Annotated in this window: 17 protein-coding genes and 1 pseudogene; all 18 read right to left on the minus strand. The window is 33.0% G+C overall.

The genetic code is table 11. The features are described 5' to 3' along the window. Positions 1 to 49: 49 nt before the first annotated feature. On the minus strand, positions 50 to 409 hold the full coding sequence (rplS, locus tag HUE88_RS10740) for a 50S ribosomal protein L19 (RefSeq protein ID WP_194368900.1): 360 nt from the start codon (positions 407 to 409) through the stop codon (positions 50 to 52). Next, entirely contained in the window at positions 399 to 1,103 is a 705-nt protein-coding gene (gene trmD / locus HUE88_RS10745) for a tRNA (guanosine(37)-N1)-methyltransferase TrmD (protein WP_194368902.1), read from the minus strand. The genes rplS and trmD overlap by 11 nt, the downstream gene beginning before the upstream one ends. Further along, complete coding sequence (gene rimM / locus HUE88_RS10750) at positions 1,103 to 1,645, minus strand: ribosome maturation factor RimM (RefSeq protein ID WP_194368904.1); 543 nt, start codon at positions 1,643 to 1,645, stop codon at positions 1,103 to 1,105. Before rimM ends, trmD begins: the two co-directional genes overlap by 1 nt. Then, a complete protein-coding gene (locus HUE88_RS10755) occupies positions 1,629 to 1,865 on the minus strand; it encodes a KH domain-containing protein (RefSeq protein ID WP_194368906.1) in 237 nt (78 codons plus the stop codon). Before HUE88_RS10755 ends, rimM begins: the two co-directional genes overlap by 17 nt. Before the next feature lies 1 nt (position 1,866). Continuing rightward, positions 1,867 to 2,097 carry a 30S ribosomal protein S16 gene (gene rpsP, locus HUE88_RS10760; RefSeq protein ID WP_194367093.1) on the minus strand — a complete coding sequence of 77 codons (231 nt, stop codon included), beginning with the start codon at positions 2,095 to 2,097 and terminating at the stop codon, positions 1,867 to 1,869. 114 nt (positions 2,098 to 2,211) lie between these two features. After that, positions 2,212 to 3,558 carry a signal recognition particle protein gene (gene ffh / locus HUE88_RS10765; RefSeq protein WP_194368909.1) on the minus strand — a complete coding sequence of 449 codons (1,347 nt, stop codon included), beginning with the start codon at positions 3,556 to 3,558 and terminating at the stop codon, positions 2,212 to 2,214. A 79-nt stretch (positions 3,559 to 3,637) separates the two neighbouring features. Then, positions 3,638 to 4,084 (minus strand): YaiI/YqxD family protein, encoded by a 447-nt coding sequence (locus tag HUE88_RS10770; protein WP_194372645.1) that lies wholly within the window; start codon positions 4,082 to 4,084, stop codon positions 3,638 to 3,640. Next, the gene (locus HUE88_RS10775; RefSeq protein WP_347401028.1) at positions 4,084 to 4,341 is read right to left on the minus strand and encodes a GIY-YIG nuclease family protein; all 258 of its coding nucleotides are present in this window, start codon (positions 4,339 to 4,341) and stop codon (positions 4,084 to 4,086) included. The genes HUE88_RS10770 and HUE88_RS10775 overlap by 1 nt, the downstream gene beginning before the upstream one ends. Then, a complete protein-coding gene (locus tag HUE88_RS10780) occupies positions 4,334 to 5,068 on the minus strand; it encodes a pseudouridine synthase family protein (RefSeq protein WP_194368911.1) in 735 nt (244 codons plus the stop codon). The genes HUE88_RS10775 and HUE88_RS10780 overlap by 8 nt, the downstream gene beginning before the upstream one ends. Positions 5,069 to 5,113: 45 nt before the next feature. Beyond that, positions 5,114 to 6,280 carry a lipid IV(A) 3-deoxy-D-manno-octulosonic acid transferase gene (waaA, locus tag HUE88_RS10785; RefSeq protein WP_194368913.1) on the minus strand — a complete coding sequence of 389 codons (1,167 nt, stop codon included), beginning with the start codon at positions 6,278 to 6,280 and terminating at the stop codon, positions 5,114 to 5,116. 2 nt (positions 6,281 to 6,282) lie between these two features. Continuing rightward, complete coding sequence (locus HUE88_RS10790; protein WP_194368915.1) at positions 6,283 to 6,996, minus strand: zinc ribbon domain-containing protein; 714 nt, start codon at positions 6,994 to 6,996, stop codon at positions 6,283 to 6,285. 35 nt (positions 6,997 to 7,031) lie between these two features. Then, positions 7,032 to 7,754: a Nif3-like dinuclear metal center hexameric protein gene (locus HUE88_RS10795; RefSeq protein ID WP_194368916.1), complete on the minus strand. Its 723-nt coding sequence runs from the start codon at positions 7,752 to 7,754 to the stop codon at positions 7,032 to 7,034. A 9-nt stretch (positions 7,755 to 7,763) separates the two neighbouring features. Further along, positions 7,764 to 8,360 carry a tetratricopeptide repeat protein gene (locus HUE88_RS10800; protein ID WP_194368918.1) on the minus strand — a complete coding sequence of 199 codons (597 nt, stop codon included), beginning with the start codon at positions 8,358 to 8,360 and terminating at the stop codon, positions 7,764 to 7,766. A 41-nt stretch (positions 8,361 to 8,401) separates the two neighbouring features. Then, complete coding sequence (gene pgp3, locus HUE88_RS10805; RefSeq protein WP_194368920.1) at positions 8,402 to 9,262, minus strand: peptidoglycan metallopeptidase Pgp3; 861 nt, start codon at positions 9,260 to 9,262, stop codon at positions 8,402 to 8,404. After that, positions 9,262 to 9,717, minus strand: a pseudogene (smpB, locus tag HUE88_RS10810) (SsrA-binding protein SmpB); the annotation flags it as partial. The gene pgp3 and the pseudogene smpB, both read right to left, overlap by 1 nt. Positions 9,718 to 9,967: 250 nt before the next feature. After that, entirely contained in the window at positions 9,968 to 10,510 is a 543-nt protein-coding gene (locus HUE88_RS10815) for a hypothetical protein (protein ID WP_229860071.1), read from the minus strand. Continuing rightward, positions 10,510 to 11,181 (minus strand): DUF3800 domain-containing protein, encoded by a 672-nt coding sequence (locus tag HUE88_RS10820; RefSeq protein WP_194368927.1) that lies wholly within the window; start codon positions 11,179 to 11,181, stop codon positions 10,510 to 10,512. The genes HUE88_RS10815 and HUE88_RS10820 overlap by 1 nt, the downstream gene beginning before the upstream one ends. A 66-nt stretch (positions 11,182 to 11,247) precedes the next feature. Further along, on the minus strand, positions 11,248 to 12,216 hold the full coding sequence (locus HUE88_RS10825) for a DUF2971 domain-containing protein (RefSeq protein WP_194368928.1): 969 nt from the start codon (positions 12,214 to 12,216) through the stop codon (positions 11,248 to 11,250). Positions 12,217 to 12,233: the final 17 nt, after the last annotated feature.

Genomic DNA, 12,233 nt, shown 5'->3' on the forward strand with positions numbered 1-12,233 from the left:
GGTAATGAAGTTATGCGAAATGTATTATAAGAAGAAGAGACTTAGAAGATTATTTTCTTCTAAGTTCTTTGATACGAGCTTTTTTACCAGCAAGGTCACGAAGATAAAATAGTTTAGCACGACGAACACGTCCTCTACGAACAACCATTATTTCGTTAATTGAATCACTGTAAAGTGGGAAGATTCTCTCGATACCAATACTATTAGCTCCAATTTTACGAACTGTTATAGTTTGACCAGTACCTTGACCTCTTTTTGCTATACAAACACCCTCGTAATTTTGTACACGAGTTTTGTCACCTTCTTTAATTGTTACCGCTAAACGAAGAGTATCACCAGCACGAAATTCTGGAATAGTTTTCTCAGCTGTTTGCGCTTTTTCAAAGTTTTCTATATACTTATTTCTCATAAGATTTCCTTGTTCTATGCTTTAAAAGCTGCTCTGGTCTGAAGAATTTAGTTTTACATTCAGACAGAACTAATTTAAGTGAGCGAATTCTACTATGATTTCCCTTTAAATATTCTGATGGAACACAATTTTCTTGATAATCTTTTGGTTTAGAGAAAGATGGTGCTTCCAATAATGGTGTTTCAAAGCTCTCAGTTGTTAAAGAATCACTATTTCCAAGCACTCCATCCACATTTCTTGCTATTGCATCACACATTACAAGTGATGCCAACTCTCCACCAGTTAAAATGTAGTCCCCTATTGAAAAAACTTCATCAGCATACTTTTCAATAACTCTTTCATCAATTCCCTCATATCTTCCACTCACAAAAGCTATATGGGATTTTTTTGCTAATCTTTTTGCATCATTTTGCTTAAAAGGCTTTGCTACTGGTGTTAAAAAAACTACATGTACATCTTCATCTTCAAATTTTAAAGCATCAAGCGTGTCATATAGAGGTTGTGGGTACATAACCATTCCAGCCCCACCACCAACTGCTGTGTCATCTACTTTATTGTGTTTTGAATTACTGAAATCTCTTGGATTAACATACTCTACATGTAAAATATCTTTTTCGATTGCACGCTTAAGTATAGAGTCTTGAAAATAGCCCTCTACAATATTTTGAAATAGAGTTACAAAAGTAAGTTTCATTATGAAGCTTCTAAAATATCCATAGCACCTTTGACAGTGATAATTTTCTTATCTATATCTACATTAACTTTAAATGGCTCTTGGAATGGAATTAAAAAACTTTTTGCACTACCTGTTTTAACTAAAATATCATCAGTCTTTACATTGAGGTAATTACTTATACTAATTCTTTCTACTTCGTTAACAATTCCTAAGAGTTTACCATCTTCATAAACTTCACAATCTTCAAGATCGAACCAAAAGTATTCTCCATCTTCTAGATGACAATTTTTTCTTGTCTCTTCTCTTGTTGTAAATAGTTTTGCATTAGTGTATTTTTTAGCATCTTCAATAGAGTTAATCCCTGCTATTTTAATAGTACCTCTCTCAAGGTTTACTTCACTCAGCGTTATATCTTTTTTTAAATTTGTAAAAAAAGTTGCTCCATTTTGAAACTGTTCTGGGAAATCTGTGTCTGTATGTAGTTTCATATCACCATGTATACCGACAGTCTTGCCGATAGTAGCGATATGAAGAAGTTGTTCTTTAAACTGCTTCGACATTGATACGGTAGCTTACGCCATCTTTAGCTTTACAGCCAGAGATTACAGTTTTAATCGCACCAATCATCTTGCCCTCTTTGCCAATAAGCTTACCAATGTCAGCTTGATTAGCATAGAGTAGAATTTCAGTAATTTCGTCGCCATCCTTCACTTCAACTCTTACGTCATCTGGATTAGATGCTATAAGCTTTGCAAATTGTGCGACAAAGTCAGCTATCATCTTAGCGACCAGTTATCTTTTTAACACGACTACTCATTTGAGCACCAACGCTCAACCAGTAATCTAGTCTTTCATTATCTACAACTGTAGTTTTTTCAGCAACCATAGGGTTGTGGTGACCGATTAGCTCAATCCAACCTCCATCTCTACGTTTACGTGAATCTGTTACCGCGATACGGTAAAAAGGTTGTTTTTTTCTTCCCATTCTAGTTAGGCGAATTACTGTTGCCATGTTTTGTCCTTCTCTGCACTAGTCATATTTCAACTAGCTGAATATATTAAATTTTTTGCATTAAATGCAAGTCTATAAGCTTCTAAAAGTTTATAGATTTACATTAAATTTTGCTTATCTTGGAATTGCTCCAGCTCCACCCATCTGACCCATCATCGCCTGAAGATCTTTCATCCCATTTTTACCTGAAAATTTCTTAGCCATTTTACCAGCGTTTTTAAATTGTTTAACCATACGATTTATTTCTACTATTTCAAGCCCACAACCTTTTGCGATTCTTGACTTGCGTGAGTTGTTTAATAAATCTGGATTTTCACGCTCTTTCATAGTCATTGATGAAACCATTGATTTAATATTTTTAAGTTCACTAGAGTTGTCTAAATCAAAATCTTTTAAGGCTTTGGACATGTTGCCCATACCTGGAATCATACCCATTAAAGACTTCATGCTCCCCATTTTTTTCATACTTTCCATCTGCTCTAAAAAGTCATTATAGTTGAACTGACCTTTTTTGATTTTTGATGTAAGTCTTTTTGCCTGTTTTTCGTCAATTACAGATGCTGTCTTTTCAGCAAGACCTTCAATATCTCCAAAGCCCATAAGACGGTTTACAATACGATCTGGCAGGAAAACTTCCAAATCTTCCATTTTTTCACCGCTACCAATAAAACGGAGAGGAACTTTAACTTGGCTTGATAGTCCAAGAGCAACGCCACCCTTAGAGTCACCATCATATTTACTTAAAATAACACCATCAATACCGATTTTTTCTTTGAATGATAAAGCGGTTTTAATAGCATCTTGGCCGGTCATTGAATCAGCTACGTAAAAAATCTCATCAGGGTTAGCTGCTTTTTTTACATCTTCAAGCTCATTCATTAACTCATCATCTATCGCTAAACGACCTGCTGTGTCTATTAGAACAACATCATAAATACCGTTATTGGCTTTTTTCAATGCTGCTTTTACTACTTCTACAGGGCTTTTAGTGCTTTCATCTTCATATAACTCAACTTCTATTTGAGCAGTAATCTGACGAAGTTGTTCTACTGCAGCTAAACGCTGTAAATCTGCTGCAACAACTAAAACTTTTTTTTGCTTATTTTTTAGGTAATTTGCAAGTTTTCCGGTAGTAGTAGTTTTACCTGAACCTTGAAGTCCAGTCATAAGGATAACGGTTGGAGGCTTTGAAGAAAAAATAAAGCCTCTGTTTCCGCCAATTTCTAAAAGTTCATAAAGAGCCGCTCTAAGTGCGTCTAAAAACTGGTCTTTACCAATTCCTTTTGCTTTCGTCTCAATCTGTACTTTTTCAATTAATTCTCTAACAACTTTATGGTTTACATCAGCTTTTAAAAGAGATTTTTTAAGCTCGCCAAGGGCTTTAGTGAGGGCTTTTTCATCATCATGGAAACGAATTTTCTTTATCGCATTTGTAAACGAATCTGTTAATGTATCAAACATAAGCCCTCCTCTTTTAAATTATATTGGATGTAAAAAGTGGCGAATTATAGCGGGAAGTTACTTTAAGTTTGCTTTAAAATTAGCAATACTTAGTTAAAAATTTATGTAGCTGATTTGCAAACTGATGTGCGTCTTTTTGGTCAAATGCCTTTGGTCCTCTTGTCATCTCTCCGCTTTCACGAATTTTTTCCATAAGATTTCTCATAGCAAGATACTGTTTAATATTGTCAACGGTATAAAGCTCACCTCTGTGATCAATAGCATGTGCATTTTTAGTTATAACTCTGTCTGCTAAAGGAATATCTGCTGTTATTACCAAATCGCCCTCTTTTACAAGTTCAACAATATGGTTATCTGCTTCATCAGCACCCTGCTCGACAATAATATAGGTGATTAATTTAGATTTTCCTATTGTTATAGGTTTGTTTGAGACAACAAATGTCTCCAACTCTAATCTTTCGATTGAACGAAACACTATTGGCTTAAGCAGATTTGGAAAAGCGTCTCCGTCGACAAAAATTCGTATCATTTTATTAACTCTAACTTTTGAATTCTGGATAATTGTTTAATCTCATACTCTCGCTTAGAAGCACTGCTTTTATCTTCATGATGTTCGAAATATATCAATTCTACCGGTCTTCTCGTACGGGTATACTTAGCCCCTTTAGGGGAGCTGTTATGCTCATCTACTCTTCTGTTTAGATCTGTGGTAATTCCAGTATAAAGAGTCTCATCATTGCACTTTAACATGTAGATAAACCATAAACTTTTAGAATTATTCAAAGTTGATAAATGTCTTTGGTTCTTCCGCTATAAATTCCATGCCAAGAAGTCTAACTTTATAGGCATGAAGCATTACTCGCTTAGCACGTCTTCCACCATACTGCTCATCACCAACTATTGAGTGTTCTACATATCTCATATGAGTTCTAATCTGGTGTGTTCTTCCATGATGAATAATACAATGTATTTTTGTTTTGTTTGCACTTACTATATCTGGAGTAATCTCAGTTATTGCAGGCTTTCCTTTACTAGATACATTTGAATAAGCTTTATTATTTTTCTTTTGAGTAAGTATTGGTTTATCTATGACTTGTGGCTCTGTAACAATCCCCTCAACCCATGCGATATACTCTTTGTAAACTCTATCTTTTTTAAACTCTTGAATTGCTTTTTCTCGAAACTCTTCATTTTTAACAAGCATTAAAACACCGCTCGTTTCGCGATCAAGTCTATGTAAAAGCCTTGCACCTTTAAATTGTCTCTCTATCTCATCTGAGTTTACATGTGCAGGTTTATCTATTACAATAATATCATCATTTTCAAATATAGGTTTTGTCTTCTCTATCTTCTCTATTCTAAATATAGTTTTCTCATCTATCTCACCACGGGCTATCATAACTTTCTTATTGCCAACATAGACTAAACCACGGTCAATCATTGACTTTGCCTGCGAGTTTGAAACACCAGTTTGATTTGATAAAATTTTATACGCTTTTTCTGTAGCCATAAGTGACTCCTTCTTTTATTTATTAATGAAATAGATATCATCTATTTAATCTTCTAATATCTTCTTTATTACGGGCTCTAAGTTGATCTCTTGCTCAAGCATACTTGGCGGTAACGACCTACATGTAAGCAAGGCTCTGTGTATCTCTTGTGGTTCGACATACTGGACATGATGCACATATTTAAAAAGCTCTTTTTGATGAAAGAAGTGCTTTCCTGTAATAATTTTACACCCAAAATGAGCCGGCTCTAACGGATTATGCCCACCTACATCCTCTTTAAATGCACCACCTAAAATAGCAATATCACTTATTGCATAAATATTATTCAGCTCGCCCATCTCATCAACCAAAATCATATCAGCTTTAAGCTCTTTGCTTTTTGAAAACCTCTCAAGAGACAAATCACATCTGTCTGCATAAACTTTCATAAGCTCATAAACACTATCAAATCTCTCCGGATGTCTTGGGACAATAATAAGTTTTGCTTCACCCTGCTTTATATACTCAACAAATGATTTAAGAACCATCTCCTCTTCACCATCATGAGTACTCCCAGCTACAATAACTTCGCAGTTTGGCTTCTTATACTCTTTTGTTTTAACTATTTCACCAGCCAACTTAATATTGCCAATTACTTCAATATTTTTTGCGCCAAGAGCTATAAAACGATTTTTATCAACTTCACTTTGTGCATAAACAATCTCTACATGTGAAAGCAGTTTTTTATAAAACCAAGCCATCTGTAAATATTTTTTAGTACTTTTCTCAGAGATTCTGGCATTTAAAAGAACTATTCTCGCCCCTTTTGCTTTTAGAACAGTAAAGAGCATAAACCAAAATTCAGCCTCTAGCACAACGAGAACCCTCTGTCTCTTAGCCCAAAAAGGTAAAAACATCTCATAAGGGAGATATCTAACCTCAGCATTGTATTTTCTAGCCTCAACCTGCCCTGTATGAGTAATAGTTGTTATTTTTATATCACAATCATCTAGGAGCTTTAAAATAGGCTTTATAGCTCTGGCTTCACCAAGGGAACATACATGGAACCAAATTCCATCACGATTATTAAATCTTGGATTATTGAAAAGAAAAAAACGAGAAGGAAGTGACTCTTTGTATTTTTGTTTAAACGAGAGGTAAATCAAAAGTGGCAGCGCTACTGCATAGAGCGCCACGCTTAAGATAAAGTATAAAAGCGTAAATGGCTTCAAGCCTACTCTTCAGTATCGCCCATATAAAGAATACGACCACAATGTGGACATGTAGTAATCTCTTCAGCTTTTATAACATCTGCATAAATTTTATCATTAATTAGCATATTACAACCCATACAAGCTTGCTCTTCAACAGCCACTACAGTGCTGTTTTTAGCCCATCTACGGATTTTTTGATAAAAAGTCAACCCTTTTTGATTCACTTCTGAAAGTAGTTTCTCTTTTTTAACAAACACCTCTTGACGAGATTTATTGATAATTTCAAGTTTCTCATCAACCTCTTTTCTTACTGATTCTAAACTTGCATCAAGCTCTGAGAGAGACTCTTTTGCCGACTCTACCTGCTCAGTTTTTAACTCAATAATTTTTTCTAATCTAGCTATCTCTTCATTTGCAAAAGTAACCTGCTCTTTTGCAATCTCTTCTTCAAGTTGAAGTGATTTCATCTCACGTTCTGTCTTGATTTCACCACTTTTTTTAGAATTACTCTCTAATTTTTGAGAAAGTTCAGCTAAATGAAGTTCATTTTTATGCTTTTTAACTTGCTCGTCTTTTATCTCATTAGTTAAGTTTTCAATGTCAGAATCAATACTCTGTTTTTTTGCTAATGCTGCTTCAAGCTTGTAGTTAGCCTCTTCTATTTGAGGCTCAAAAGCATCTATAGCTTTATCTATGTGTGACAGGTCAATCAATTGTTTAAGGTGTGAGTTCATTAATCTCCTTTGGATTAAGTAGTAATGCCAATTGCTTAAATATAAGTAAAAGGATTTTTTGATGATGCAATTATAGCTTCTAAACCTAAAATTTTCAAATGTTTAAGTAAAATCTTTGCAAAAAAGTGCTCACTTTCATAATGACCTATGTCAATTAGTGATAAATTAATACTTTTCGCCTCCATTGCATCGTGATATTTCACATCACCTGTAAGAAAGCAATCAGCGTCAATAGACTTGATTAAAGAACATCCTGAGCCTGTGGTTAGTGCTGCTTTTTTTATAAAGTTTGCACCTTTGACACATTTTGCATGTGGAAGTCCAAAAGCAGAGGCAACCTTTTTAGCAAATTTATCAAAATCTTCATTCACATCCAAATAAGCAACAAAACCATCTTTATGAGAAATTTTATATCCTAAAACTTCAGTTGCCACATATTCATTTAGATGAGTCTGGTCAAAATTTGTGTGCATAGCTATATTTGAGATATTTTTCTTTATCATTTTCTGGATAAGGTTTGCCGGATATTTATTGAACTCCAACTGCTTTAATCCACCAAAAATAAGAGGATGGTGTGTTATGAGCAGAGCATTGTCTTGCATAGAGTCTATCAAAGCTTCATCAACATCTATACTTAAAACAATTTGTTTTATCTCTTGTGAAAAGTCTCCTATTAAAAGACCGGAATTATCCCAAGGCTCTTGAATATCAAAAGGGGATAAGTTATCCAATAATTTATATATTTCTGATATTTTCATCTATTTCTCCTAAGAGAGTTTTTGCAACTCTTCTTTTGCTTCATCAAAATCTGGATTTATCTCTATTGCCCTTTTATACATCTCTATTGCTTCGTCTGGATGATTCATATCTACTAAAAGATTTCCGTAATTGTAGTACGTTATTGCATTTTGAGAATCTATAGCTAAAGACTCATTTAGGTGCATTTTAGCCGATATGAACTCACCATTTGCTCTATATATACTTGCAATAGAGTTGTGTATATAATCATTTTTTTTGTCCAACTCTAAAGCTTCTTTATAATATTTTAGTGCTTCGTCATTGTTGTTCAGCTGCTGAAGAATATACCCTATTTTAAAAAGAACATCAGGATTATTTTTAGCTTTTGCATTGGCCTCGGTTAGCAGTGCTAACGATTTTTGCAAATCACCCTCTTTAAAAGATTCATCTGCTCTAATAATTAAAGATTCCGGTGAAAAAACAGAAAAAGCATCAGCACTTCTCGTTTCATCGGAAGCCTCTTTGCTATCTGCCACTTCAGGGTCTTGAAGTGTTTGAATATGCTCATATATTTTAAATGCGAAAAATGCAGAGGCACCAAGCATTAGTAGTTGAAAAGTTGTCATTATTGTTATCCCTTAATATTGTTTCACAAAATGAAATTTTATCATTTATTTAGTAGATTTTTGTTTATTAACTTCATTAACTGAAGAGGGTCAACTTGTTCACCTCCAACTCTAAAACTAAAGTGAAGATGGGGACCTGTTACTCTTCCGCTATCTCCGGACAAGCCTAAAAGCTCACCTCTTTTAACTATTGTACCCTTTTGAACATCAAGCTTGCTCATGTGGTAATAACAAGAGTATACCCCTTGTCCGTGATCCACTATAACCGAGCCTCCCGAATAAAATCTGTCTGTGGCCAAAACAACCAACCCATCATTACATGCAATTAAAGGAGTCCCTACTTTAGCCCTGAAATCTGTTCCGCTATGATAACCTTTTAGCGAATCATTATAAACTCTTGCTTTTCCAAATTCACTTGTTATTTTTGTATTTAGTGGTAATATAAAACTTTGTGATATATAACTTTTTTCATTCGTAGTTTTATATATTTGCATAGCCTCTGCATACTCTTTTGAAGCTCTTTTACTGTCTTCTTTGCTAAGGGTAACTTTTGAGCCATCTACTTTTATTTTTTCTTTTTTATACTTTGCATCTTCAATCTTGAAAAACAGAGTTTTAGTTTTTTGCTTTTTTGCTTCTTTATAAAAAAGCTCTACTTTTTTTTTACTTGGCTTTTCATAGTAACTAATAGGAAGCAAAACGTAAGACATTTCACTATTAATCGGGTTATCAAATATTTTATATGTTTTTTTATCCACAACTATTTTTTCGTAGCTGATATTTTTCTCTTTTTTAAACTCTAAGAGTGCTGTTTTCCCGTTAGCAATAGTGCTATTTGAGATATCAATATTTAAAGCAAAAACGCTACATGTAAGAAAAAGCAGAAAAAAAGATAGCCTCATTATAAATCTTTCATCGCTCTGTCAATATCCCGCTTCATATCTTTTTCTTTAAGATCATGTCTTTTATCGTGAAGCTGTTTTCCTTTTGCAATTGCAATCTGAATCTTCACGATATTTCTAGCATTAAAGTATAACTGCAAAGGGACAATGGTATATCCATCTCTCTCAACTGCTTTTATCAGCTTCACTATCTCTTTTTTATGAAGAAGAAGTTTTCTGCTTCCTCTCTCTTCGTGTGAATAGAAGTGGTGAGTGGTCTCTAGTCTTCCTATGTGCGCATTAAATAAAAATGCTTCGCCATGTACAAAACGGATAAAACTGTCTTTTATATTTACTCGGCTTGCCCGTACACCTTTCACTTCGCTTCCGGCAAGAACCATTCCGGCTTCAAATTTTTCTTCTATATAGTAATCAAAATAGGCTTTTTTATTTTTTGCTATTGTTTCGCCCATTGTTTGATTTTCCTTATTTTATTTTTTGTATTATAGCTGTATTTCATTTATGATATGATTATACGAAAGGTTCCTAGCTACTGACAAGACTCCAAGGGAGGCTTCTTCGGATAGGTAATTGGGTCATTTTCATAAATTACTTTAACCTTATAATAAAGTTTTAAAAGTAATTACAATACAATTACACCGCTCAGATACCATTGAGTATCCAGAGGTAGCCGCTACTCGCTCGGTTGATAATAAGCGACCATCTTTAAAACCACTCACAGCCAATCAATTTTACATCTTTTTTTGAGTTATAATTCTTATATCGTTTTTGATACTCTTGCCTTTTTCCCTCTCTGTCAACATAGAAACTTGTGACTAAATAGGAGCTACTTTTACCTAACTTCTGCAGAATTACCACAAAATCATAATCTTTCAGCCACAAATATAATCTAATATCTTTTGTTACATTTGTTTCTTGATGATAAAACATTTTGACTTCATCAATTGCATGATTTTCAATTATCTTTTTTATCCAAACCAATCTCTCAGACCTGCGATAATCGGGCAGTCTCTCTTTCTCTACAATCCATCTGTTGCCAACTTTTTTCTGTATTTTAGTTTCTCGTGTTGTGAGATGCCAAAATACTAATTCTTTGCCATCATCTTTTTGATTTGATTTTGGATTTATATAAATATTGCTATTGAGGTAAGTTTTCTTATCTACAAAATTTTCACAAAAATAGTCATACAAAACATCAAAAAGTTCCGTGATTTCTATGGTGTCTAAGTCTATAATTTCACTAAACACTACAGACTCCATCTAAAAATATTAAACTTTTCTATCCAAGGTTTAGTGCCTATGATTTCATATCCGCAATTTAGCTCTATCTGCTCTATGATATATTTTTTTATCTCACTTTTTTTCTCTATATCTTTTCTATTTTTATACCCGATAGCACCTATAAAAAGGTCACAAAGCTGAATAATATTGGACTCAAAAGAGTGAATAATATAAAAATCTATTTCGCTCAATCTATCATTTTTGAGAACCCTCTCAAGCTCTTTTACTTTCTCTCTGCCTTTGGTGTCTTTATAGTCCAAATATATTTTATATTGGCTGTCTCTATACAAAAAGTTTCTCAAAGTGTAAAAATAAACTACATAGTAAAAATCATCATGCGTTCTATTGTACTGCTCATGCTTTTGGTCGGATTTGTTTACGACAAGAGTCGCTTTAAACTTCATAAACTCACTGCTAAAAAAATACTCTATCAACTCTTTATAAAATTCTTGCTGTTTGTTTATGAGTTTTGTCCATTTTATCTCATTATGATAGTTATGTTTATGTCGTAAAAATTTTATATATTTGTTGGCTTCTACAACTTTTTCTTCATCTATCAAAATAGCACCGTTTACCATGATATTTGAGCTGTCGTTCAGTAAATGGTTGCTTTCATCGCAGAATATTTTATAGTTCATTGGTTAGCCTTTATTTTCTTGTATTTTTTCTAACGGACATTAAGAATTGACGTAATATCTCAAATTTCATTCCTCTATTTTTTGAAATTTCAATGTATAATTTTTTTTATTTAACCTAGTGTTATATCTTTCAAAATAACCTGTTTGCTTTGGATATAAATACTCGTTATTCCTAATTTCTTTACTAGATTTTATTCCATAAGTTAAAGAGCATATAGAACTAGAATCTATTTTAAATAGATACAAAATTTCAGGGTTATTTTTTGCTAAATTTGCTAGTGAATTTCCCCATACACTTCTATCCTCTTCACTTTCAATATCTTCTAAAAATATATGAAGTTTTGTACATTTATCACCATTCTCTTTTTTACAACTTTCAAATTCAATTTTAGGGTTTTCCGATATGTCATTATTTAACATATTATCAATAAATTTTATATCCTTATACTTATCAAAATCATCCAATATCACTTTATCAGCTTGAGAAAGTTTTAAAATAATTCTATGCTCTTTTTCATATATCCATTCATCACTTTTTTGAAGAAATATTTCAAATAATAATCTATCTTCACCTTCAACAGAAATATTACTATAGTCTCTATCAAACATATCAATTTTATACATTTGTTGTTTTCTATATATTATTGCATGACATTTGCCATCATAATAATCAAAAGGTTTATCAAGAGCTGTTTCTGTAAATCTAAATAATTTCTTAAAAAAAACTGTATAGCCTGTATAAAAAGAAAATCCTATTAATGCACCTTTATGTTCGTTTGCATAATGTGCCCACATTAATAAATCATCCTTAGCCTCTGTAAAACTGATAACACAAACTTTATGTTTATTCTCTTCAATATACTTTAGAAGCTCTTTGTCATCTAACTCACAATTAAATTCTTTTGTTAATTTTTTTAATGCTTTTTTAGAATAAGTTGCTTCAAATGGATCGTTTAAAGCACTTAATTGAGTAGCACGAATATAACCATCATTCAAAATAAAATTTGGATTACTCACATATTTATACAAATGCATTATATTTTCAACCCTCC

Source organism: Candidatus Sulfurimonas baltica (assembly GCF_015265455.1).
GTDB classification, from domain to species: Bacteria; Campylobacterota; Campylobacteria; order Campylobacterales; family Sulfurimonadaceae; genus Sulfurimonas; species Sulfurimonas baltica.

Excerpts from the sequence above, each read along its gene's own strand:
- rplS (WP_194368900.1), bottom strand. The coding sequence starts at position 409 with ATGAGAAATAAGTATATAGAAAACTTTGAAAAAGCGCAAACAGCTGAG.
- trmD (WP_194368902.1), bottom strand. The coding sequence starts at position 1,103 with ATGAAACTTACTTTTGTAACTCTATTTCAAAATATTGTAGAGGGCTAT.
- rimM (WP_194368904.1), bottom strand. The coding sequence starts at position 1,645 with ATGTCGAAGCAGTTTAAAGAACAACTTCTTCATATCGCTACTATCGGC.
- HUE88_RS10755 (WP_194368906.1), bottom strand. The coding sequence starts at position 1,865 with ATGATAGCTGACTTTGTCGCACAATTTGCAAAGCTTATAGCATCTAAT.
- rpsP (WP_194367093.1), bottom strand. The coding sequence starts at position 2,097 with ATGGCAACAGTAATTCGCCTAACTAGAATGGGAAGAAAAAAACAACCT.
- ffh (WP_194368909.1), bottom strand. The coding sequence starts at position 3,558 with ATGTTTGATACATTAACAGATTCGTTTACAAATGCGATAAAGAAAATT.
- HUE88_RS10780 (WP_194368911.1), bottom strand. The coding sequence starts at position 5,068 with ATGGCTACAGAAAAAGCGTATAAAATTTTATCAAATCAAACTGGTGTT.
- HUE88_RS10790 (WP_194368915.1), bottom strand. The coding sequence starts at position 6,996 with ATGAACTCACACCTTAAACAATTGATTGACCTGTCACACATAGATAAA.
- HUE88_RS10795 (WP_194368916.1), bottom strand. The coding sequence starts at position 7,754 with ATGAAAATATCAGAAATATATAAATTATTGGATAACTTATCCCCTTTT.
- HUE88_RS10800 (WP_194368918.1), bottom strand. The coding sequence starts at position 8,360 with ATGACAACTTTTCAACTACTAATGCTTGGTGCCTCTGCATTTTTCGCA.
- pgp3 (WP_194368920.1), bottom strand. The coding sequence starts at position 9,262 with ATGAGGCTATCTTTTTTTCTGCTTTTTCTTACATGTAGCGTTTTTGCT.
- HUE88_RS10820 (WP_194368927.1), bottom strand. The coding sequence starts at position 11,181 with ATGAACTATAAAATATTCTGCGATGAAAGCAACCATTTACTGAACGAC.
- HUE88_RS10825 (WP_194368928.1), bottom strand. The coding sequence starts at position 12,216 with ATGCATTTGTATAAATATGTGAGTAATCCAAATTTTATTTTGAATGAT.